The sequence below is a fragment of the Streptomyces sp. NPDC127100 genome, assembly GCF_042724095.1.
In the GTDB taxonomy this organism is placed as follows: Bacteria; Actinomycetota; Actinomycetes; order Streptomycetales; family Streptomycetaceae; genus Streptomyces.
The window spans coordinates 14,199-34,021 of record NZ_JBHXFL010000064.1; the positions used below are offsets into that span (position 1 = coordinate 14,199).

General features: G+C 72.5%; 15 protein-coding genes. 9 read left to right on the plus strand and 6 right to left on the minus strand.

All coding sequences use genetic code 11. The features are described from left to right. Positions 1-510: 510 nt before the first annotated feature. Positions 511-2,688, minus strand: coding sequence for an MMPL family transporter (locus tag ACFWJB_RS33260; RefSeq protein ID WP_386926909.1), 2,178 nt, complete (start codon positions 2,686-2,688; stop codon positions 511-513). A 350-nt stretch (positions 2,689-3,038) separates the two neighbouring features. Between ACFWJB_RS33260 and ACFWJB_RS33265 the strand changes: the two genes are divergently transcribed. The 3 genes from ACFWJB_RS33265 (at position 3,039) to ACFWJB_RS33275 (ending at position 5,262) form a co-directional block, all read left to right on the plus strand. After that, complete coding sequence (locus ACFWJB_RS33265) at positions 3,039-3,377, plus strand: GNAT family N-acetyltransferase (RefSeq protein WP_386926911.1); 339 nt, start codon at positions 3,039-3,041, stop codon at positions 3,375-3,377. A 172-nt stretch (positions 3,378-3,549) separates the two neighbouring features. Next, the gene (locus tag ACFWJB_RS33270; protein ID WP_386926913.1) at positions 3,550-4,521 is read left to right on the plus strand and encodes an alpha/beta hydrolase; all 972 of its coding nucleotides are present in this window, start codon (positions 3,550-3,552) and stop codon (positions 4,519-4,521) included. Positions 4,522-4,542: 21 nt separating this feature from the next. After that, positions 4,543-5,262 carry an alpha/beta fold hydrolase gene (locus ACFWJB_RS33275; RefSeq protein WP_386926915.1) on the plus strand — a complete coding sequence of 240 codons (720 nt, stop codon included), beginning with the start codon at positions 4,543-4,545 and terminating at the stop codon, positions 5,260-5,262. An 82-nt stretch (positions 5,263-5,344) separates the two neighbouring features. Here ACFWJB_RS33275 and ACFWJB_RS33280 read toward each other — a convergent pair whose 3' ends face one another. From ACFWJB_RS33280 to ACFWJB_RS33300, 5 genes are all read right to left on the minus strand, one after another. Further along, a complete protein-coding gene (locus ACFWJB_RS33280; RefSeq protein ID WP_386926917.1) occupies positions 5,345-7,648 on the minus strand; it encodes a PI-PLC domain-containing protein in 2,304 nt (767 codons plus the stop codon). A 184-nt stretch (positions 7,649-7,832) separates the two neighbouring features. Further along, complete coding sequence (locus ACFWJB_RS33285) at positions 7,833-8,846, minus strand: oligopeptide/dipeptide ABC transporter ATP-binding protein (RefSeq protein WP_386926919.1); 1,014 nt, start codon at positions 8,844-8,846, stop codon at positions 7,833-7,835. Further along, positions 8,843-10,819, minus strand: a complete 1,977-nt coding sequence (locus tag ACFWJB_RS33290; protein WP_386926921.1) for a dipeptide/oligopeptide/nickel ABC transporter permease/ATP-binding protein — start codon at positions 10,817-10,819, stop codon at positions 8,843-8,845. The genes ACFWJB_RS33285 and ACFWJB_RS33290 overlap by 4 nt, the downstream gene beginning before the upstream one ends. After that, complete coding sequence (locus ACFWJB_RS33295) at positions 10,819-11,769, minus strand: ABC transporter permease (RefSeq protein ID WP_386926923.1); 951 nt, start codon at positions 11,767-11,769, stop codon at positions 10,819-10,821. Before ACFWJB_RS33295 ends, ACFWJB_RS33290 begins: the two co-directional genes overlap by 1 nt. Positions 11,770-11,852: 83 nt before the next feature. Further along, positions 11,853-13,406 carry an ABC transporter substrate-binding protein gene (locus ACFWJB_RS33300; protein WP_386926925.1) on the minus strand — a complete coding sequence of 518 codons (1,554 nt, stop codon included), beginning with the start codon at positions 13,404-13,406 and terminating at the stop codon, positions 11,853-11,855. Between the two features lie 188 nt (positions 13,407-13,594). Between ACFWJB_RS33300 and ACFWJB_RS33305 the strand changes: the two genes are divergently transcribed. From ACFWJB_RS33305 to ACFWJB_RS33330, 6 genes are all read left to right on the plus strand, one after another. After that, the gene (locus ACFWJB_RS33305) at positions 13,595-14,347 is read left to right on the plus strand and encodes a FadR/GntR family transcriptional regulator (RefSeq protein WP_385469711.1); all 753 of its coding nucleotides are present in this window, start codon (positions 13,595-13,597) and stop codon (positions 14,345-14,347) included. A 231-nt stretch (positions 14,348-14,578) separates the two neighbouring features. Next, positions 14,579-15,601, plus strand: coding sequence for an acetylxylan esterase (locus tag ACFWJB_RS33310; RefSeq protein WP_386926927.1), 1,023 nt, complete (start codon positions 14,579-14,581; stop codon positions 15,599-15,601). A gap of 26 nt (positions 15,602-15,627) precedes the next feature. Further along, a complete protein-coding gene (locus ACFWJB_RS33315) occupies positions 15,628-17,103 on the plus strand; it encodes an exo-alpha-sialidase (protein WP_386926929.1) in 1,476 nt (491 codons plus the stop codon). 89 nt (positions 17,104-17,192) lie between these two features. Further along, a complete protein-coding gene (locus tag ACFWJB_RS33320) occupies positions 17,193-18,152 on the plus strand; it encodes a dihydrodipicolinate synthase family protein (protein WP_386926931.1) in 960 nt (319 codons plus the stop codon). After that, a complete protein-coding gene (locus ACFWJB_RS33325) occupies positions 18,149-19,096 on the plus strand; it encodes an ROK family protein (protein WP_386926933.1) in 948 nt (315 codons plus the stop codon). Before ACFWJB_RS33320 ends, ACFWJB_RS33325 begins: the two co-directional genes overlap by 4 nt. Beyond that, on the plus strand, positions 19,093-19,773 hold the full coding sequence (locus tag ACFWJB_RS33330) for an N-acetylmannosamine-6-phosphate 2-epimerase (protein WP_386926935.1): 681 nt from the start codon (positions 19,093-19,095) through the stop codon (positions 19,771-19,773). The genes ACFWJB_RS33325 and ACFWJB_RS33330 overlap by 4 nt, the downstream gene beginning before the upstream one ends. Positions 19,774-19,823: the final 50 nt, after the last annotated feature.

The window sequence follows — 19,823 nt, forward strand, 5'->3', positions numbered from 1 at the left end:
CCAGATACCATGACCTCGACTTACCCCCGTCTGTCGTCCGGTGTACTACGAGACCGCGCACTTCCCCTGCTCACCTGTCAACCGAATTACCGGAAGGTGGCGACGGCCCGCCGTTGAGCACAACTTCACCTTCAGGTGACAATCGTACCGAATGTTTTCAGTCGCCATAAGAGGTGAGCGGCGAAATCTCGCGCCCGAGGTGCCGTATCTATTGACAGTCGGCGGGGCGGGGCGTAGTGCGGCGTAAATCCTAGGGGAAACCCTGTCGCATTTCCATAGAACTTTTGTCATGCCTGACGGGCGGCCCGCCGTTTTGTCATGGATTCCGCCGGCGAACGGGCGTGAATGCGTGGAGCGCGCCGAGGGCCCCGTCCGCGGTGGACGGGGCCCTCGGTCGAAGCGAGCGGGGACAAAGCAGGGACAAAGCGGAGACAAAGCAGGGTCAAAGAGCACGGCCGCACAAAGTGCGGGGAACCCACGAGGGGTTCCCCGCACCGATGCGAGGCAGGGTCAGACCCTGGCCTCCTCCTCGACCCCGGCCGGGGGAACCGGGGTCGGCTTCTTGGCCCGGCTGCCGGGCATCCACCAGTTGGCCTTGCCGCACAGTTCCATCACCGCGGGCACGAGAACCATCCGGATGACGGTGGCGTCGATGAACACGGCCACGGCCATGCCCAGACCGATCTGCTTGATCGAGACGTCGTGGCCGAGCAGCGAGGTCGTGAACACGGCGACCATGATGGCGGCCGCGGCCGTGATGACCTTGGCGGTCCTCGCCAGTCCCTGGGTGACGGCGGTCCGCGTGTCACCGGTGCGCTCGTACTCCTCGCGGACCCGCGAGATCAGGAAGACCTCGTAGTCCATCGACAGACCGAACAGGACCGGGAACATCATCATCGGCACCCACGTGGTGACCGGCATCTCGGTCGGGAATCCGAGGGCGGAGCCGAGCCAGCCCCACTGCACGACCGCCACGAGCACACCGTAGGCGGCGCCGATCGACAGGAGGTTCATCACGGCGGCCTGGAGGGCGATCGTCACCGACCGGACCAGCGCGACGAGCAGCAGCAGGGACAGCAGGATGACCACCGCGACCATCCAGGGCAGCCGGGTGCTGGTCTCCTCGGCGAAGTCGATCGCGCCGGCGTTCGGGCCGCCGATGCGGACGTTCTCGCCGCCGGACGCCTGGGGGAGCACGTCGTCGCGCAGTTCGTGCACGAGGTCCGCGGTCGCCTCGTCCTGGAAACCCGTCTCGGGGAAGGCCATGAAGAGGGCGGCCCGCTGGTCCTCGCTGACCCGCGGCTCCGTGGCGTAGGCGACCCCCTCCGTCTTCCTGACCGCCTCGACCACCGGTCCCAGCCCGGCGCCCTGGGAATCGACCTCGGCGGCGAAGACCAGAGGCGCGCCGTACCCCGGGCCGAAACCCTCGGAGAGGATCTCGTACGAGGTGTAGCTGCTCCGGTCACGGGGCTGGACACTCGCGTCGGGCAGACTCAGCCGCATCGACAGCGCGGGGGCGGCCAGCACCAGCAGACCGGCTCCGGCCAGCACCGCCGCGAGCAGGGGCTTGCGCTGCACCGCACCGGCCCAGCGCTCGGCGGCCGTGCGACGCTCCCTCGACGGGACGCCCTCGGCACTCCGTCCGCGGGAGGTGCGACGGGGCAGCCGCAGAGAGTTGATCTTGTAGCCGGTGAAGCCCAGGAACGCAGGCAGCAGCGTCACCGCGGCGATCATCGTCACCAGGACGGTGACGGACGCGCCGATGGCGACGCCGGTCATCAGCCGCTGTCCCATGGTGATCAGACCCAGCAGCGCGATCACGACGGTCGTGCCGGCGAACAGCACGGCGTGACCGGCGGTGGTGATGGCCTTGACCGTGGCGGCCTCCGGCTCGTCGCCCTCCGCCAGGCTCTCCCGGTACCGCGTCACGATGAACAGGGCGTAGTCGATGCCGACGCCGAGTCCGATCAGCGCGGCGACGAGCACGGTGAAGTCCGGCGAGGGGACGATGTGCCCGGCCAGCTTGATGAGGGCGATTCCGCCGAGGATCGCCATCAGCGCGGTCACGATCGGCAGCCCCATGGCCACCAGTGACCCGAACGCGATGAAGAGGATGACCGCCGCCGCCAGGACGCCCACGCTCTCGGCGGGGCCCTGCGGAGGCGTCTCGGCCTTCTCGGCCTTGTCTCCGCCCAGGCCCAGGGTCACACCGTCGCCGGAGGCGTCCTTGACAGTGGTGACCAGGGGCTTGACCTCGGTCTTCTTCACGTCCTGATCGGTCAGCGGGATCGTCGTACGGGCGATCCGGCGGTCCTCGGTCACCAGCTGCCGGTCGTCGTACGGCGAGATCACCGGTCCGGTGACCGAGGAGGCGTCCAGCTCGGCGATGACCTTCTCGATCTTCTGCCGGGCGGCCGGGTCGTCGATGCCCTTCTCCGCCTTGATCGCGAGGGTCAGCGTGTCCCCCTGCTGCTCGGGGAAGTGCTTCTCGATCAGAGCCTGAGCCTTGGCCGACCCGGAGTCACCGCCGGTGAAATCGTTGTCCGGATCGGCGCCGAAGCGGAAGCCCACGAACGCCAGCGCGATCACGCCGATGATCCAGCTCACCAGAACCATGCGGCGGCGCCGGTAACAGAACCGGGCTAGCCCCGCCAGAGCTCCGTCCGTGCGGGGAGTCTCGGTCGGCATCGTCTCTCCTCGAGTCGTTGAGCGTTGAGCCCAATCCTCACGAGGAGTCGTCGCCGCGTCGATGTGCGTACGGAGGCACTATGCCGATCTCCCTACCGCGCTTGCGGTACTCCCCACGCAGTACTGCCGCCGGTGCCCCGCCACGACACACACGGCCCCCGTCCCGGCCTCGGGGGTGAGCGAGGCCGCCAGTCCGTTCCCCGACAGGCGTGCCGGACGTCGCTGACGTGCGGATACGCTGGCGCGGGTCGGGCCACCCCGGAGACCGGCCGCCCGCCCCCGCACCGCCTGAGCCACCCTCACACCGCGTCGCGACCCGCGCCGCCGAACCGCATGCGAAAGGTACCCGGATGAACACCCCCGCCACCGCCCCGACCGTCGAACGCAGGGACGACCGCCACCACTACGAGATCCTCGTCGACGGCGAGCACGCGGGCCTCACGGCCTACCGCGACCACGATGACCAGCGCGTCTTCTACCACACCGAGATCGACGACGCCTTCGGCGGCCGCGGCCTGGCCGGCGAACTGGTGAGCCGGGCGCTGGCCGACGTACGCGCCCAGGGCATGCGGATCGTGCCAATCTGCCCGTACGTGGCGAAGTACCTGCGCACCCACGACGAGTTCGCCGACATCACCGATCCCGTCACCCCCGAGGTGCGCCACTGGCTGAAGGGCGAACTGGCCTGACGCCGAGCGGTTCGCGGGCGGAGCAGCGGTGGTGCACTCCTGGTCGATCCGCCCGCACCTCCCGGACCTAGCGTGCCGAAGGACGGACTCGTGCAGCAGCGCCTCACGCGCTCCACGGGTCCGGTTCCGCCGGCACGGTCCGGCGAGTCCCGTGCATCACCAGGAGGTTGTTGTGTCAGACGTCTTCGAGCCGGTCCGGCCGGTGCTGGAGCCCGCGGCGGCGGCGTTCGCGCAGGCGACGGCGAACCCGCCCTATCTCTTCGAACTGCCGCCCGCGGAGGGCCGCAAGGCGGTCGACGAGGTGCAGTCGGGCCCGGTCGGGATGCCGGACGTCGACGAGGAGTGGATCACCGTCTCCGGCGGCCCCACGGGCAGCGTCCGCGCCCGCGTCGTCAGGCCGGCCGGGGCCGTCGGCACCCTGCCGGTGATCCTCTACATCCACGGCGCCGGCTGGGTCTTCGGCAACGCCCACACCCACGACCGCCTGGTCCGCGAACTGGCCGTCGGCGCCGGGGCGGCCGTGGTCTTCCCCGAGTACGACCTCTCGCCCGAGGCCCGCTACCCCGTCGCCATCGAGCAGAACTTCACGGTCGCCCGGTGGATCGTCGAGCAGGGCGCGGGCAAGGGGCTGGACGCCACGCGGATCGCCGTGGCCGGCGACTCCGTGGGCGGCAACATGACCGCGGCGCTGACCCTCATGGCCAAGGAGCGCGGTGGCGTCCCCCTGGTGCAGCAGGTGCTGTTCTACCCGGTCACCGACGCGAGCTTCGACACCGCCTCCTACCACCAGTTCGCCGAGGGCTACTTCCTGCGCCGCGACGGCATGCAGTGGTTCTGGGACCAGTACACGACCGACGACAGCGAGCGCGCCCGGATCACCGCCTCCCCGCTGCGCGCCACCACCGAGCAGCTCACCGGCCTGCCCCCGGCCCTGGTCATCACCGGCGAGGCCGACGTGCTCCGCGACGAGGGCGAGGCCTACGCCAACAAGCTCCGCGAGGCCGGCGTCCCCGTCACCGCCGTCCGCTACCAGGGCGTCATCCACGACTTCGTGATGCTCAACGCCCTGCGCGAGACCCACGCCGCCGAGGCCGCCATCACCCAGGCGGTCGCCACCCTGCGCACCGCCCTCCACGCAGCCTGACCACCGAGGAGCAGCCCTCTCATGTCCGCTTCCACGCCCACCGTCGTCCTGGTGCACGGCGCGTTCGCCGACGCGGCCTCCTGGTCCGGCGTCATCGAGGAACTCCAGCGTGAAGGGGTCGCCGTCGTGGCCCCGCCGAACCCGCTGCGCGGTCTTGCCTCCGACGCCGCCTACATCGCCTCCGTCGCCGCCCAGATCGACGGCCCCGTCGTCCTCGTCGGCCACTCCTACGGAGGCGCCCTGATCACCGTCGCCGGGACCACCGACAACGTCGTCGGCCTGGTGTACGTCGCCGCCTACGTCCTGGAGGAGGGCGAGAGCCTCGGCGAACTGCAGGGCCGCTTCCCCGACTCCCCGCTGGTGAGCAGCCTCAAGCAGTGGACCTACCCCACCGCCGACGGCGGGACGGCCACCGAGGTCACGATCGAGGAGGAGGCGTTCCCGTCGGTCTTCGCCGCCGACGTGCCCGCCGAGGTCACCAGGATCCTGGCCACCGCGCAACGCCCGCTCGCCCTGGGCGCGTTCGAGGAGAAGGCCGCGGCGGCGGCCTGGAAGACCAAGCCGTCGTGGGCCCTGGTGGCCGGCGCGGACCGGGCCATCGACCCGGACGTGGAGCGCTTCGGCGCCGAGCGTGCCGCGGCGACCGTCGTCGAGCTCGACGGCGCCTCGCACGCGGTCGCCGTCTCACAGCCCGGGGCCGTCGCGCGGATCGTCCTCGACGCGGTGCGCGCCACCGCCTGAGCGGGCGCCGGTCCGGCGCGGAACGCACGACGCCGCGCTCGCGGCCCTGCCGTCCCACGGCAGGGCCGCATCGTGCGTCCGGTCACCGGGCGGTGTCACGCGGACGCCGGCGAGGCGCACGGAGGTCACCGGCCCGCCGTCCCGCGGTACCGGTCGACACCGCACCGGTGGACGCCTCCGGCGACCGCCGCACGGGAAACCGCGGATCGTCCTCGAGCCGTTCGGTGTTGAGGTCGTCGACCGCGCCCCGGGCGTCCCCGATCGTGGCGTAGTCCACGGCGACGAAGTTGACCGGTCTGCCCCGCCGCTGCTCGCAGTCGTGCGCCCGCTCCAGCACCCGCTGCCGGGAGTTGACCGTGCCGGCGTCCAGCCGCCTGCCCCCGCCGGCCGTGACGAAGTGGTTGAGCAGGAACAGCCGCTTGTCCGTGCCGCCCCGGTTCGGCAGGCAGGTCATCGCGCCGGGGCTGCGGAAGGCGAACGGCGTCTCCATGCCGTACCGGTAGAAGTTGCGGTACCACGGGGCCGGACCGTCCGCCTTCTCCGCGAACACCACCAGGCGCCGGCCGCTGTCGATCATGTCCCCGAGCTTCGGCCACGGACGGTCCGGATCGGCGTCCGGCGCGTACAGCAGCTCACCGAGTCCGGCCCGCTCGAAGGCCTGCCGGGTGGCCACGGCGTCGACCCCGTCCTGCACGATCAGGGTGACGATCTCGGAGGGGTGCGCGCGCAGCCAGTCGCCGATCTGACGCAGGGCGGGCGTCAGTTCCAGTGCGCCCGCCCCGCACACCGAGTGACACAGCCACAGGCCCGGGTGGGGCGGGTTCACCCGCTCCAGGATCCCGGTGAGCCGCCGGCGCAGTTCCGGGGAGAACTCGGAGGTGCTCAGCCGGTCCGCGACCTCCTCGGGGCGTTCCCAGCGGTGGGTGTCGAGGAGCAGGGCGCGCACCCCGGCGTCCAGCTGGCCGACGATGTCGGGATCCTGGAGGGGGCCGATGAAGCGGTCCGCCGTCGTGGCCATCGCGTTGTGCGAGGCGAGCTGGGCGACCTCGTCGTAGCGGACGTCGCACAGCTCGGCGCTGCCCTGGCAGATCCGCGGGGAGGGGCCGGTGAGCGCCACGGGGGCGAACACCGTCCCGGCCAGCGCGCACGCCGACACGACGACGGTCAGCGCCGGTCCGTGCCGCGGGTCGGTGAACACCGGCACCGTCGGCCTGGTCTGCCAGACCCAGGCGACGGTGACCAGCAGCGCTCCCGCGGCGAGGAGGATCGCGGCGACGACGGTGGCCGTGGTCAGCAGCCGGTCGAGAGCGGTGGCCTGGACGTCGGCGAGGAGGCGGGCGGCCGACGGGGGCCACGACGGCGGCGCCGCGAAGAGCGCGTCCCCCGTCGTGAGCCGGAGGAGGAACACCGCCAGCGCCGTGAGGGAGGCGGCGGCGGCCGGTACCCAGCCCAGCGGCATCAGCCGCCGATTGACGGGGGACGGCGTGGAGAACCACAGCAGAGCGAGCGCGGCCGCGCACAGGAGGGCGGCGACCGGCTCCACCACCTCCCGGAACAGGCGGGTGACCGCGCGTGCCCGGTGCACCGGTGCCAGCTCGTCCCGGGACGGATCGAGGCGCACGGTGATGACCCAGGTGCCGTCGCGGGCCTCGCGCAGCAGCTCCGCGGCGGTCGCCCGGACCTGGTCGGTCAGGGCGACCGGCGTGAGCGCGGCCAGCGCCGCGGCCACGTCGCCCCGGTCCAGTGCGCTCTCCACGGTGGGGCGGACGCCGGGGCGCGCGTCCGGCGGCACCAGCCGCAGCAGCGCCCCGGTGGCCTCGGCGGCCTGGCCGGGGGAGAGCGGAAGCGTCGGCAGGTCCTCGAGCGGCGCCTCGCCCGCCACCACCTGCGCGGCCACCTCCGACAGGCGCAGCACGAAGGCCTGGAAGTCGGGCTCGGCACGCTGTTGCAGGGCGGCGACGGCATCGCCGAAGTACGCCCGGCTGAGCCGCTCGACGTTCGCGACGACGGGTTCCAGGTCCACCGTGACGCGCAGCCCGTCGCGGTCGCCCTCCAGGTAGTGGATCACCTCGGCGATCTGCCGGTCGCCCATGGTCCGCAGCGTCTCCGGCGGAATCACGACCTTGAGGTTCGAGGTGATGGTGGACTGCGGAACCGGCAGCCGGTCCAGCAGCTCCTGGGTCAGCGGCGTGCTGTGCGGGTCGACCAGCACCTCGTCGTAGAACCGCTGGTAGGCGTGCTCGTCCTCGAGCACCCGGCTGTAGAAGGACGGGTCGAGTACGGTGCTGCGCACGACGGCCGCCGCGGCGAGGACGGTCAGACTCAGCACGGCCACGGTCCAGGCCAGCACGCGGATGCGGGCCGAGCGGCGAACCAGTCCTTCCATGGCGCCCATTCTCGTTCCCGCCGGCCCCGCGCCGGCCACCGCTTCCGCCCCCGCGGCGGCGACGGTTGCCGGCGGGGTGACCTGCGGGTCCGTGGGCAGGTCCGGTCCCCTCGTACCCCGAAGGGCGGACAGGTCACCCCTGTCCGCCCTCCTGGACTCCGGCCGGCCGGACGGCCGGAACGGTTCACCCCGTGGTCGTGGCGCGCGCCTCGGCGGGCTGCGGATGGACGCAGTGCCAGCGATGCCCGTCGGGACCGTCCGTCGCCGCCGGGAAGACGGTGGCGCACGCGTCGTCGGCCTTCCAGCAGCGGGTGCGGAACGGGCAGCCGGACGGCGGGTTGGTGGCCGAGGGCACCGGACCGTGCAGCACGATCCGGTCGGGCCGCTCCAGCAGACTCGGCGTCGCGGACAGCAGCGCCTCGGTGTACGGGTGCCGCGAGGCACCGGAGACCTGTGCGGCCCCGCCCTCCTCGACGACGCGCCCCAGGTACAGCACCGCGATGCGGTCCGCCAGGTAGCGCACCGTCTGGACGTCGTGGGAGATGAACACCATGCCCAGGCCGAGACGGGCGCGCAGATCCACCAGCAGGTTGAGGATCTGGGCCCGCACCGACACGTCCAGGGCGCTGGTGGGCTCGTCGGCGACGATCAGCTCGGGCTCGAGGGCCAGGGCACGGGCGATGGCCACGCGCTGACGCTGCCCGCCGGACAGCTGACCCGGCAGCGCCTCGAGGGTGTGGCCGGGCAGCCCGACCAGGTCGAGCAGCTCCTCGACCCGGCTCTCCCGCTCGGCCGGTGTGCCGCGCCCGTGGACGTCCAGCGGATCGCGCAGGATCCGGCGCACGGGCAGCCGCGGATTCAGCGCGGTCGACGCGTCCTGGAAGACCACGCCGACGGCGGCCCCGAACCCGGTACGGCGCTCGGCGGCGCCCATCGTCCACAGGTCCCGCCCCCGGAAGTACACCTGCCCCTCGGTGGGACGCTGGAGCCCGGTGATCACGCGGGCGAGCGTGGACTTGCCGCAGCCCGACTCGCCGACCAGCCCGAGGATCTCGCCGCGCCGGACCTCGAGGGAGGCGTCGGTGAGGGCGTGCACCGCGTCCCGGCGGAAGACACCGCCGCTGCGTGCCTTGTGCCGTACGTGGATGCGGTCGAGCCGGACGAGTGGGTCCATGGTGCTGTCCTCGGTGGCGGTCATCGGGCACTCTCCAGCGACTTCGCCGCACGGTTCGCGGACGCCGGGTGGTGGCAGGCGAAGACGTGGTCGAGACCGGCGTCGCGGTCGGTGGCGGGCGGCGGGGTGGTGGCGCACAGGTCGGTGGCGGCGGCGCAGCGGGACGCGAACCGGCAGCCGGGACCGAACGCCCTCGGGGCCGGCACGACACCGCGGATCTGGTGCAGCCGCTGGGCCCCCGACTCCAGCGACACGACCGAGCCGAGCAGCCCCCGGCTGTAGTGGTGCGCCGGGTCGGTCAGCAGCGCGCGGGTGCCGCCGGCCTCGGCGACCTGTCCGGCGTACATGACCGCGACCCGGTGGGCGAGGTCGCCGACGAGGGCGAGGTCGTGGGAGACGAGGACCATCGCGAAGCCGAGTTCGTCGCGCAGCCGGACCAGCAGCTCGACCACCTGGGCCTGCACGGTGACGTCGAGGGCCGTGGTCGGCTCGTCGGCGATGAGCAGGCGCGGGCTGCGGGAGAGCGCCATCGCGATCAGCACGCGCTGGCGCTGCCCGCCGGACAGCTCGTGCGGATAGCTGCGCAGGGTGCGCTCGGGGGACAGGCCGACCAGTTCGAGCAGCTCGGCGGGGGTGCGGGTGCCGCCGCGGGAGGTGAGCCACTTCAGCTGGGTGCCGATCAGCACGGACGGGTTCAGGGACGACATGGCGTCCTGGTAGACCATCGCGATCTCCGGGCCCATCAGCGCCCGGCGTTCCTTCGGTGCGAGCCCGAGCAGGTCGCGGCCCCGGTAGAGGATCTCGCCCTCGGCCTCGGCGTTGCGGGCCAGCAGGCCCATGATCGCGAGGCTGGTGATGGACTTGCCGCAGCCCGACTCGCCGACCAGGCCGAGGGTCTCGCCCTCGCGGACGGTGAAGGAGATGCCGTCGACGACGCGGGTGTCGCCGTAGCGGTCGGGGAAGCGGATGGACAGGTCGCGTACGACCAGCAGTTCGGCCGCGTCCTCGGCGAGCGGCGGCACGGCGGGCTCCATGGCCTCGAGCCGGGTCGCCAGCTCGGCGAGCGCGGCGTTCACCTCGGCGTCGTCCGCCGCGGGCGCCGGGGCGGCGGCGTTGTCGTCGGAGTCGGTGCCGCCGGTGCGGGACTTGTCCGGGGAGGCGGCGGCGTCCGTCATACCTTCGGAGAGCACGTTCAGCGCGAGTACCGTGACCAGCACGCACAGGCCGGGGAAGAGGGTCGCCCACCAGCCGCCCGACAGCAGGATCTGCCGGCCGTAGGCCAGCACGCTGCCCCAGCTCGGGTCGGGGTCCTGCACACCGGCGCCGATGAAGGACAGGCTCGCCTCGAAGATGATGGAGTCGGCGACCATGACCGTCGCGAACACCAGCACCGGCGCCGCGCAGTTGATTGCGACGTGCCGGGTCACGATGTAGCCGCGGCGTGCGCCGATGACCCGTTCGGCGGCGACGTAGTCCTCGCCGTACTGCTCCAGCACGTTGGCCCGCACCACGCGGGCGAGCGAGGGCGAGTAGACGAACGCGATGGTGAAGATGATGACCGGCACGCTGGGTCCGAAGACCGCGACGAGCACGGCGGCCAGCGCGATCGGCGGGAAGGACATGACGACGTCGAGCGTGCGCATCACCGACTCGTCGGCGAGCTTGCGCGAGGTGGCCGCCAGCGCGCCCAGGGCGGAGCCGAGGACGAGGGCGAGCAGGGTGGCGCCGAGTCCGATGACCAGGGAGTAGCGGGCGCCGTGCACGACCCGGGCGAACACGTCGCGGCCGGCCCGGTCGGTGCCGAACCAGTGGTCGGCGCCCGGCGCCTGGGCGGGGATGCCGGTGGCGAGCGGGTCCTGGGTGAGCAGCGGGGCGAACACCGCGCCCAGCACCACCACGAGGAGGATCCCGAGGGCGATCCGGGAGGGCACGGGCAACCGGCGCAGGCGGGTGCCGGGCCGGGCGAGGCGCCCGGCGAGGGAGCGTGGAGCGAACATCACACCGTCCTGATGCGCGGGTTGACGAGCAGGTAGAGCAGGTCGACGACGACGTTGACCACGAGGAAGGCGATCGCGATGGTGAGCACGGTGCCCTGGACCAGACCGACGTCGCCTCCGTTGACGCCTTCGAGGATCAGCTTGCCCATGCCGGGCAGGTCGAAGATCGCCTCGATGACGACGGCGCCGCTGAGCATGTAGCCGACCTTGACGCCGAGCACGGTCAGCGGGGTGACCAGGGCGTTGCGCAGCACCGACCGGATGATCAGGAACGGCGGCAGGCCGCTGCCCCGGGCGGTGCGCACGTAGTCGCGGTCGAGTTCGGTGACCATCGAGGTGCGGATCAGCCGGGCGAGCGACGAGGCGACCGGCAGGGCGAGGGAGAGCGCGGGCAGCGTCATGCTCTCGATCCAGCCGGAGAAGGAGTCGGCCGGGTTGACGTAGCCGCCGGTCGGGAAGACCGGCATGTTCAGCGAGAACTGCTGGATGAGCAGCACGCCGATCCAGAACGAGGGCAGGGCGATGCCGGCCATCGACAGCACCCGGAAGACCTGGTCCGGCCAGCGGTCGCGGTAGACGGCGCTGAGGACGCCGAAGACCAGCGCCAGCACCACGGCCAGCGCGAGGCCGAGCAGGGTCAGCTGCAGCGTGAGCGGGAACGCGGTGGCGATCCGGTCGGTGACGGGCTGGCTGGGCGACATGGTGACGCCGAGGTCCCCCCGCAGCAGGTCGCCCAGGAAGGCGAAGTAGCGCACGGGCAGGGGGTCGTTGAGTCCGTTCGCCTCGGCGAACGCCGCTCGCGCCTCCGGGCTCGCCGACTCGCCCAGCGCGTTGTACGCGGGGTCGGTCGGTGAGAACTGGAGGACCACGAAGACCAGCAGCGCGATGCCGAGGACCATCACCGGCATCATCGCGACGCGGCGCAGCGCGAGCCGGAGAAATGCAACCATCGTGAGGTTCCTAGCGATTGGGGCGGGGGCCGCCGCAGCCCGTGGTGGCGCGGCGGCGGCCCGACGGCGTGGGCGTGCGGGGGTCAGCCCCGGCCGACGTCGATGAAGGACAGCCCGGTGGTGGGCAGCGGCTTGAAGCCCGACAGCGCCCCCTCCCGCCAGGCGGTGGGCAGCTTGCGGTGCAGGATCGGGTACAGGGCGGCCTCGTCGGCGACGAGGTCGGTCACCTGGCCCCACAGCGCCTTGCGCTTCGCCTCGTCCGCTTCGGCGGCGGCCTTGTCGAGCAGCGCCTTGGTCTGCTTGTAGGCGTCGCTGCCCTTCCACGCGTAGCGGTTCTCCGGCCAGAAGCCGTAGTAGAACCAGCGCAGCAGCAGGTCGGCGTCGTTGCCGAAGACGGACGGGTCGCCCGGCGCGGCCAGTGCCTCGAAGTTGCCCTGGTCGATCTCGGCGTACTGGGCGGCGGACTGCTGGATGTCCAGCTTGGCGTCGACGCCGACCGCGGCCCAGCTCTCCTTGATCAGCGGCGCGATGTCCTTGACCCAGCCGTTGTCGGTGAGCATCAGCGTGAAGGAGAGCTTGCCCACGCCGGCCTCGGCGAGCAGCTTCCTGGCCTTCGCCGGGTCGTGCGTGTAGACGGTGGCGGCCTTGTGGTAGTCCGGGTGGGTGGCCGGGACGTATCCGGTGGCGGCCTCCGCGTTGCCCAGCAGCGCGGTGGAGATGATCTTCTCGGTGTCCAGGGCGTAGTGCAGCGCCTGCCGCACCCGCTTGTCAGCGAACCGCTTGTCGGCGCAGTTGAACATCAGGAAGAGCAGCCCGAACGACTGGACCGACTCCACCTTGTCCTTGCCGGTGAAGCCCTTGACGTCGATGTAGGGCACGTCCTCGATGGCCTGCACGCGGCCGGACTTCAGCGCACTGACCCGCGCGGACGGGTCGGACATCAGCCGCCAGATCATCTTCTTGGCCTTGGCCGGGCGCGGCCCGTTGTACTTGTCGTACGCCTCCATGACGATCTTGTCCTCGCGGACCGCCGACACGAACTTGTACGGGCCCGTGCCCACGGGCCTGGCGTCGAACGACTTGGCGTCGGCGCCGGCGATCTTCTCCGGCACGATCCGCACCACGGATATGCGGGAGGGGAAGAGCGCGAAGGCGTACTTCAGCTTGAACTCCACCGTCGACTTGTCGACAGCCGTGACCTGGTCGATGAACGGGACGAACTGCGCCATCAGCGAGGCGTTCTTCTCGTCGAGGACGCGCTCGAAGCTGAACACCACGTCGTCCGCGGTGACCGCCGAGCCGTCGTGGAAGGTCGCGCCCTCGCGCAGGGTGGCCCGGTAGGTGGTGGCGTTGATCTTCTTGGGCATCCCGGTGGCGAGCGCCGGCCGCGCCACGAGCGTGACGGGGTCGAGGTCGACGAGCCCCTCGAAGATGTGCACGTTGGCGGCGTACGGGGTCGCGCCCGAGGTGATCATCGGGTCGAAGCCGGTGGAGAGCGGGTACGAGAGGCCGGCCTCGATGGTGTCGCCGCCACTGCCCGAGGCACCGGTACCGTCTCCACTGGAGGCCGGGCCTCCGCAGGCCGTCAGGCCCGTGGTGATCGCGGTCGCCACACCGATGGCACTGGTATATCTCATGAAGGTGCGGCGATCGACGCCGGCTGCACTGCGCGCGGACAAGGAGTCCTCCAGGCGGGAGATGAGAGATGTCGAGCAAGGTGGAGGAGGCGGATGTGGTCGGCGCCTCACCGACTGTGCATCAGACGTCTGATGTCTGATGCTTGATAACGTGGGAACGTAGCCGGGCAAATGAGAGGGGTCAAGAGGTGGCGGTGGGGCAAAGGGCGATTCGGCAGAGAGTGCCGGAGCCCAAGACGGTACGACAACCGTTGCGACAGGAGGTCGTGGACGGCATCAAGTCCTACATCCTGCGCAACGACCTGCGCCCGGGGGATCCCTTGCCGACCGAGCCCGCCCTGTGCGAGGCGCTCGGCGCGAGCCGTTCCAGCGTGCGGGAGGCGATCAGGATCCTCACCGCGCTCGACATCGTCGAGGTGCGGCACGGTCACGGCACCTACGTCGGCAGGCTGAGCCTGTCCGCCCTGGTGGAGAGCCTGACCTTCCGGGGTCTGCTCAGCCCCGACGACGACTTCCAGGTGATGAGCGACCTCATCGAGGTGCGCGAGCTGTTCGAGCGGGGCATGGCCGACCGGCTCGTCTCCTCCCTGGCCGAGGAGCAGATCGACCTCCTCGCGGAGCACGTCGACGAGATGCGCAGAGCCGGCGCGGGGGAGGGGCACGGGTTCGTCGAGGCCGACCGGGCGTTCCACACCTTGCTCCTCGCCCCGCTCGGCAACGACCTCATCGGTCAGCTGTCCACGGCGTTCTGGGACGTCTACGTCATCGTCGCACCGCACCTCGACGTGTTCACGCGCGAGCACGAGGCGGCCACCATCGCCAATCACCAGCGCATCGTGAACGCCGTGCGCGACCGTGATCCGGTCGAGTTCGCGGTGGCCCTCACGGAACACTACGCTCCGGTGCGTCAGCGGATCGAGGAGGCCCGCGCCCGCAGCTGACCGCCCCGCCGACGACCGAGGCGCCCCTCCGCCAGGGGGCGCCTTTTTCGTGCGCGCCTCCGGACGTGCCGGGCATCCCCGGAGCGGGGCACTTGACGGTCGCCGCCGCGGTCTCTAGTGTCCTCGATCAACAGACATCAGACGTCTGCTGTTGTGACGGGCCTGGTTCCGGCCGGCCCTCCCGTTCTCCGCGCTGCGCCGCGCGCACGCCTCACCCACCGGGGCCCCTTCATGCCACTGACGGACCTCACCCTCGCCCAGTGCCTGGCACTGCGGCCGGACCTCGACGAGCCCGCCGACCTCGACGCCTTCTGGGAGCAGACCCTGCGGGAGGCCCGCGAACACGGCGGCGTACCCGGCTTCACCCCCGTGGACTCCGGCCTGACCGAGGTGACGACCTACGACGTCACGGTGCCGGGCTTCGCCGGCGAGCCCGTCCGGGGCTGGCTGCACCTGCCCGCACGGGCGAGCGGGCCCCTCGGCTGCGTGGTGGAGTTCCTCGGCTACGGCCGCGGCCGCGGCCTGCCGCACGAGCAGGTGCTCTGGGCCAACGCCGGCCACGCGCACTTCATCATGGACACGCGCGGCCAGGGCTGGTCCACCGCAGGCGGGGACACCCCCGACACCGCCGCCCTGAACGGCACCGTCCCCGGCTTCCTGACCCGCGGCGTCGAAAGCCCCCACGACCACTACTACCGGCGGGTCCACACCGACGCCGTGCGCTTCGTGGAGGCGGCCCTCGCCCATCCGGCCGTGGACCCGGACAGGGTCGTCGTCACCGGCATCAGCCAGGGCGGCGGCATCGCCCTCGCGGTGGCCGGGCTCGTGCCGGGCCTGGCCGGGGTGATGCCCGACGTCCCCTTCCTCTGCGACATCCGGCGCGGCGCGACGATCGCGGCCCAGCCGCCCTACACCGAGATCGCCGAATACCTGCGGCTGCACCGTGACCGCACCGGGACGGTCTTCACGACCCTGTCCTACGTCGACGCGGCGCTGCTCGCCGCGCGCGCCACCGCCCCGGCCCTCTTCTCCATCGCGATGATGGACGAGGTCTGCCCGCCCTCGACGAGCTTCGCGGCCTACCACCGCTACGGCGGCTCCAAGGACCTGCGCGTCTACGAGTTCAACGGCCACGAAGGCGGCGGCGGCCACCACCGCCGCGAGCAGCTCGCCTGGGTACGGGAGCTGCTCCGCGCACCCCGTACCGAGGCCCCCACCGCTCTCTCCGCCCTGCACGACCCCCAACTCGCCTGACCCCTCACCCGAGAAGAGGCCTGTTCATGCAGCGAAGAGTCACCCTCGCCCTCGCCACCGCGGCCCTGACCGTCCTGGCCGTCACCGTCCCCGCCGCCCACGGGGCCACCTCCGCGGCGGAGGCCACCGGCACCCTCACCTCCCAGGACATCGCCACGGCGGGCACCGGCTCCCCCTACTACCGCATCCCCGCCCTGACCCGGACCACCCGGGGCACGCTGATCGCCGCGTACGACGCCCGCCCCACCCTCGGCGACCTGCCGGGCAACATCGGCATCGTCCTCAGGCGCAGCACCGACGGCGGCGCCACCTGGCAGGCCCAGCAGGTCGTGCGCAAGGACGCCGCCCCCAAGGGCTACGGCGACCCCAGCCTGCTCGTCGACCGCGAGACCGGCCGCGTCTTCGTCTTCTACGCGGCCTCCGTGAACCAGGGCTTCTTCGGCTCGGCCACCGGCAACGACGAGAGCGACCCGAACATCGTCCAGGCCGACTACAGCTACTCCGACGACGACGGAGTGACCTGGAAGCACGAGCGGATCACCGCCGACATCAAGAACCCGGCCTGGGGCGGCATGTTCGCCGCCTCCGGCGAGGGCATCCAGCTGCGCCACGGCACCCACAAGGGCCGTCTCGTCCAGCAGTACGCCATCCGCAACAACGGGGCCAACTACGCGGTCAGCGCCTACAGCGACGACCACGGCGCCACCTGGAGGATGGGTACCCCCGTCGGCCCCGGCGGCGACGAGAACAAGACCGTCGAGCTGTCCGACGGCCGCATCATGCTCAACAACCGCTCCGCGCCGTACCGCACGGTGGCGTACTCCTCCGACGGCGGCGTCACCTACACCCCCTTCAAGCAGGACACCGAGCTGCCGGACCCGGCGAACAACGGCTCCATCACCCGCTTCGCGCCGGGCGTGGCCGCCTCGCACCCGCGCGCCTCCTGGCTGATGTTCAGCAACACGGCGACGACCAACAGCCGCAGCAACCTCACCGTCCGCCTCTCCTGCGACAACGGGGAGACCTGGCCGGTGCGCAGAACCGTCGAGTCCGGCGCGGCCGCCTACTCGACGCTCACCCCGCTCAGCGACGGCACCGGCGGCAACCCCGCCATGGGCCTGCTGTGGGAGCGGGCCAACTACCAGCACATCACCTACTCGTCCTTCGACCTGAAGTGGCTCGGCGGAGTCTGCGCCCCGGTCACCGTCACCCCGCCCGCGTCCCTCCCCGCCGGCCGGACCACCGACGTCACCGTCCGCGTCGTCAGCCAGAACGACGTGGCGCTCCCGGCCGGCACGGTCTCGCTCACGCTGCCCGCGGGCTGGAGCGCCCCCACCGTCACCATGCCGGCGCTCAACCCGGGCCAGGGCGCCAACGTCAGGATCCCCGTCACCGTCCCCGCGAACGCCACCGCGGGCACCGTGTCGACGACCGCGGCCTACGAGGTCCGCGGCACCCAGCACTCCTACGGCGACAAGACGCTCACCGTCACCGCGCCGTAGCCCGGCCACGGGCCGCCCGGCGCCGGCATCCCGGCACCCGGCGGCCCGTTCCACCCGTACCACGACTCGCACAGCCCAGGAGAAACACCATGTCCTCGTCCCAGCCCCTGAGCGGCGTCGTGCCGCCCGTCTGCACTCCTCTGGACGCGTCGGGCGAAGTCGACACCGCCTCGCTCACCCGACTCGTCGAGCACCTCGTCGGCGGGGGAGTGCACGGGCTGTTCGCCCTGGGCTCCAGCAGCGAGGTCGCCTTCCTCACCGACCGGCAGCGGGCCGTCGCCCTGGAGACGGTCGTCGGGGCCGTCGCCGGCCGCGTCCCCGTGCTGGCGGGCGTCATCGACATGACCACGCCCCGGATGCTCGTCCACGCCGAGGCCGCACGCGAGGCCGGCGCCGACGCCCTGGTGGCCACCGCGCCCTTCTACGCCCGCACCCACCCGCGCGAGATCGCCGCCCACTTCCGTGCGCTCCGCGCCGCCGTCGACCTGCCCCTGTACGCCTACGACCTCCCCGTCTCGGTGCACAGCAAGCTCTCCGCCGCCCTGGTGCGCGAACTCGCCGAGGACGGCACGCTGGCCGGCCTCAAGGACAGCAGCGGCGACGAGGGCGGCCTGCGCCGGCTCATCGTCGAACTCGGCGGACGCCACGGCCGCGCCGACGGTCCCGCCCCCTCCTTCAGCATCCTCACCGGCTCCGAACTGACCGTGGACGCCGCCCTGCTGGCCGGCGCCGACGGCGTCGTCCCGGGACTGGGCAACGTCGACCCGGCCGGCTACGTCCGCCTCTACGACGCCGTGCGCGGCGGCGACCTGGACGGCGCCGTGAAGGAACAGGAGCGGCTCGTGGAGCTGTTCGGCCTCGTCGACGCGGGCCCGGAGAGCGAGATGGGGCGCAACTCGTCGGCCATCGGCGCCTTCAAGCACGCGCTGCGGCTGCTCGGTGTGATCACCCACGGCACCACCGCCGCCTCGCAGGTCCAGCTGGGCGAGGAGTCCGTCGCCCACGTCGAGCGGCACCTGCGCGGCGCCGGGCTGCTGCCGGTCCGATGACCGCACGGCACCTCGACGGTCCGGTGATCGGCCTCGACCTCGGCGGCACGAAGATCGCCGCCGCCCTCGTCGGGGCCGGCGGCACCGTACTGGCCCGGCACACCCTGCCCACCCCGGCGACCCGGGGCGCCGGGGTGGTCCTGGACACGATGGCGGAGGCCGCCCGAGCGGTGTGGGCGCCCGGTACCACCGCGGTCGGCGTCGCCGCGGCCGGCGTGATCGACCCCGTCACCGGGACCGTCACCAGCGCCACCGACACGATCCGGGGCTGGGCCGGCACCGGCCTCGCGGCGGGCCTCGCCGGCCGTACGGGTCTCCCCGTGGCCTGCGACAACGACGTACGCGCCGCCGCCGCGACGGAACTGGACGGCCCGGACGACGACGGCACGCTGATCTACGCCGCCGTCGGCACCGGAGTCGGCGGCGCCGTCGCCGCCGCGGGACGCATGCTGCACGGCGCCGCCGGAATCGCCGGGCACCTCGGACACCTGCCCAGCCCCGAGGCCGACGGGCTGCCCTGCACCTGCGGAGCCACCGGCCACCTGGAGGCCATCGCGGCGGGCCCCGCCATCACCGCGCACTGCGCACGGCTCGGCGGGCGACCGGCCGACCGCCTCCAGACCGTCGCCGAGCGCGCCGCGCAGGGCGACCCGTACGCGACGGAGGCCATCACGCTCGGCGCCCGCGCGACGGGCCGCGCCCTGGGCGGCCTCGCCAACGCGCTCGGCCCGCACCGTGTCGTCGTCGCCGGTGGCGTGCCCCGCATCGGCGCCCTGTACTGGGACGCCCTGTGCACGGCCTTCGCCGCCGAGCTCATGCCCCCGCTGCGGGCACTGCGCCCGCGGCACCCGAGGGGCGGCGCCGACGCCGCGGTCCTCGGGGCGGCCGCGCTGCCCCACACCCTGCCCCTGCACCAGCCCGAGACCACCGGAGCACCGTCATGACCCCGCCCCTGTCCCTGGCCGACGCGTGGAAGGGCCGACTGATCGTGTCCTGCCAGGCACCTCCCGGCGACCCGATGCGCCACACCGACACACTGGTCCGCATGACGCTGGCGGCGCGCACCGGCGGCGCGGCGGCCGTGCGCGTCAACGACCCGGAGGTCGTCGCGGCCACCGTCGCGGCCGTCGACCTGCCGGTGATCGGCCTGTGGAAGGACGGCGACAGCGGTGTCTTCATCACCCCGACCGTGCGCCACGCGCTCGCCCTGGTGGAGGCCGGTGCCGCCGTCGTCGCCGCCGACGCGACCGCGCGCCCGCGGCCCGACGGCAGCACCTTCGCGAAGCTGGTCGAGGCCGTGCACGCGGCCGGCGCCCAGGTCATGGCCGACGTGTCGACCCTCGGCGAGGGCCGTGCGGCCGCCGACCAGGGGGCCGACTTCATCGGCACCACCCTGTCCGGATACGTGCCGGGCTCCCCGGTGCAGAGCGCCCCCGACCTGGCTCTCGTGACCGACCTCGCCGGCGCGCTCGACACCCCGGTGATCGCCGAGGGCCGTATCGCCACTCCCGAGCAGGCCGCCCGGGCGCTCGCGGCGGGGGCGCACAGCGTCGTCGTCGGCACCGCCATCACCGCACCGACCGCGCTGACGCGGCTTTTCGCGGAGGCCCTGGCACGCTGACCGGGCACGGCACGCGCGAGGGGCGGCGAGACCTCCGGGTCCCGCCGCCC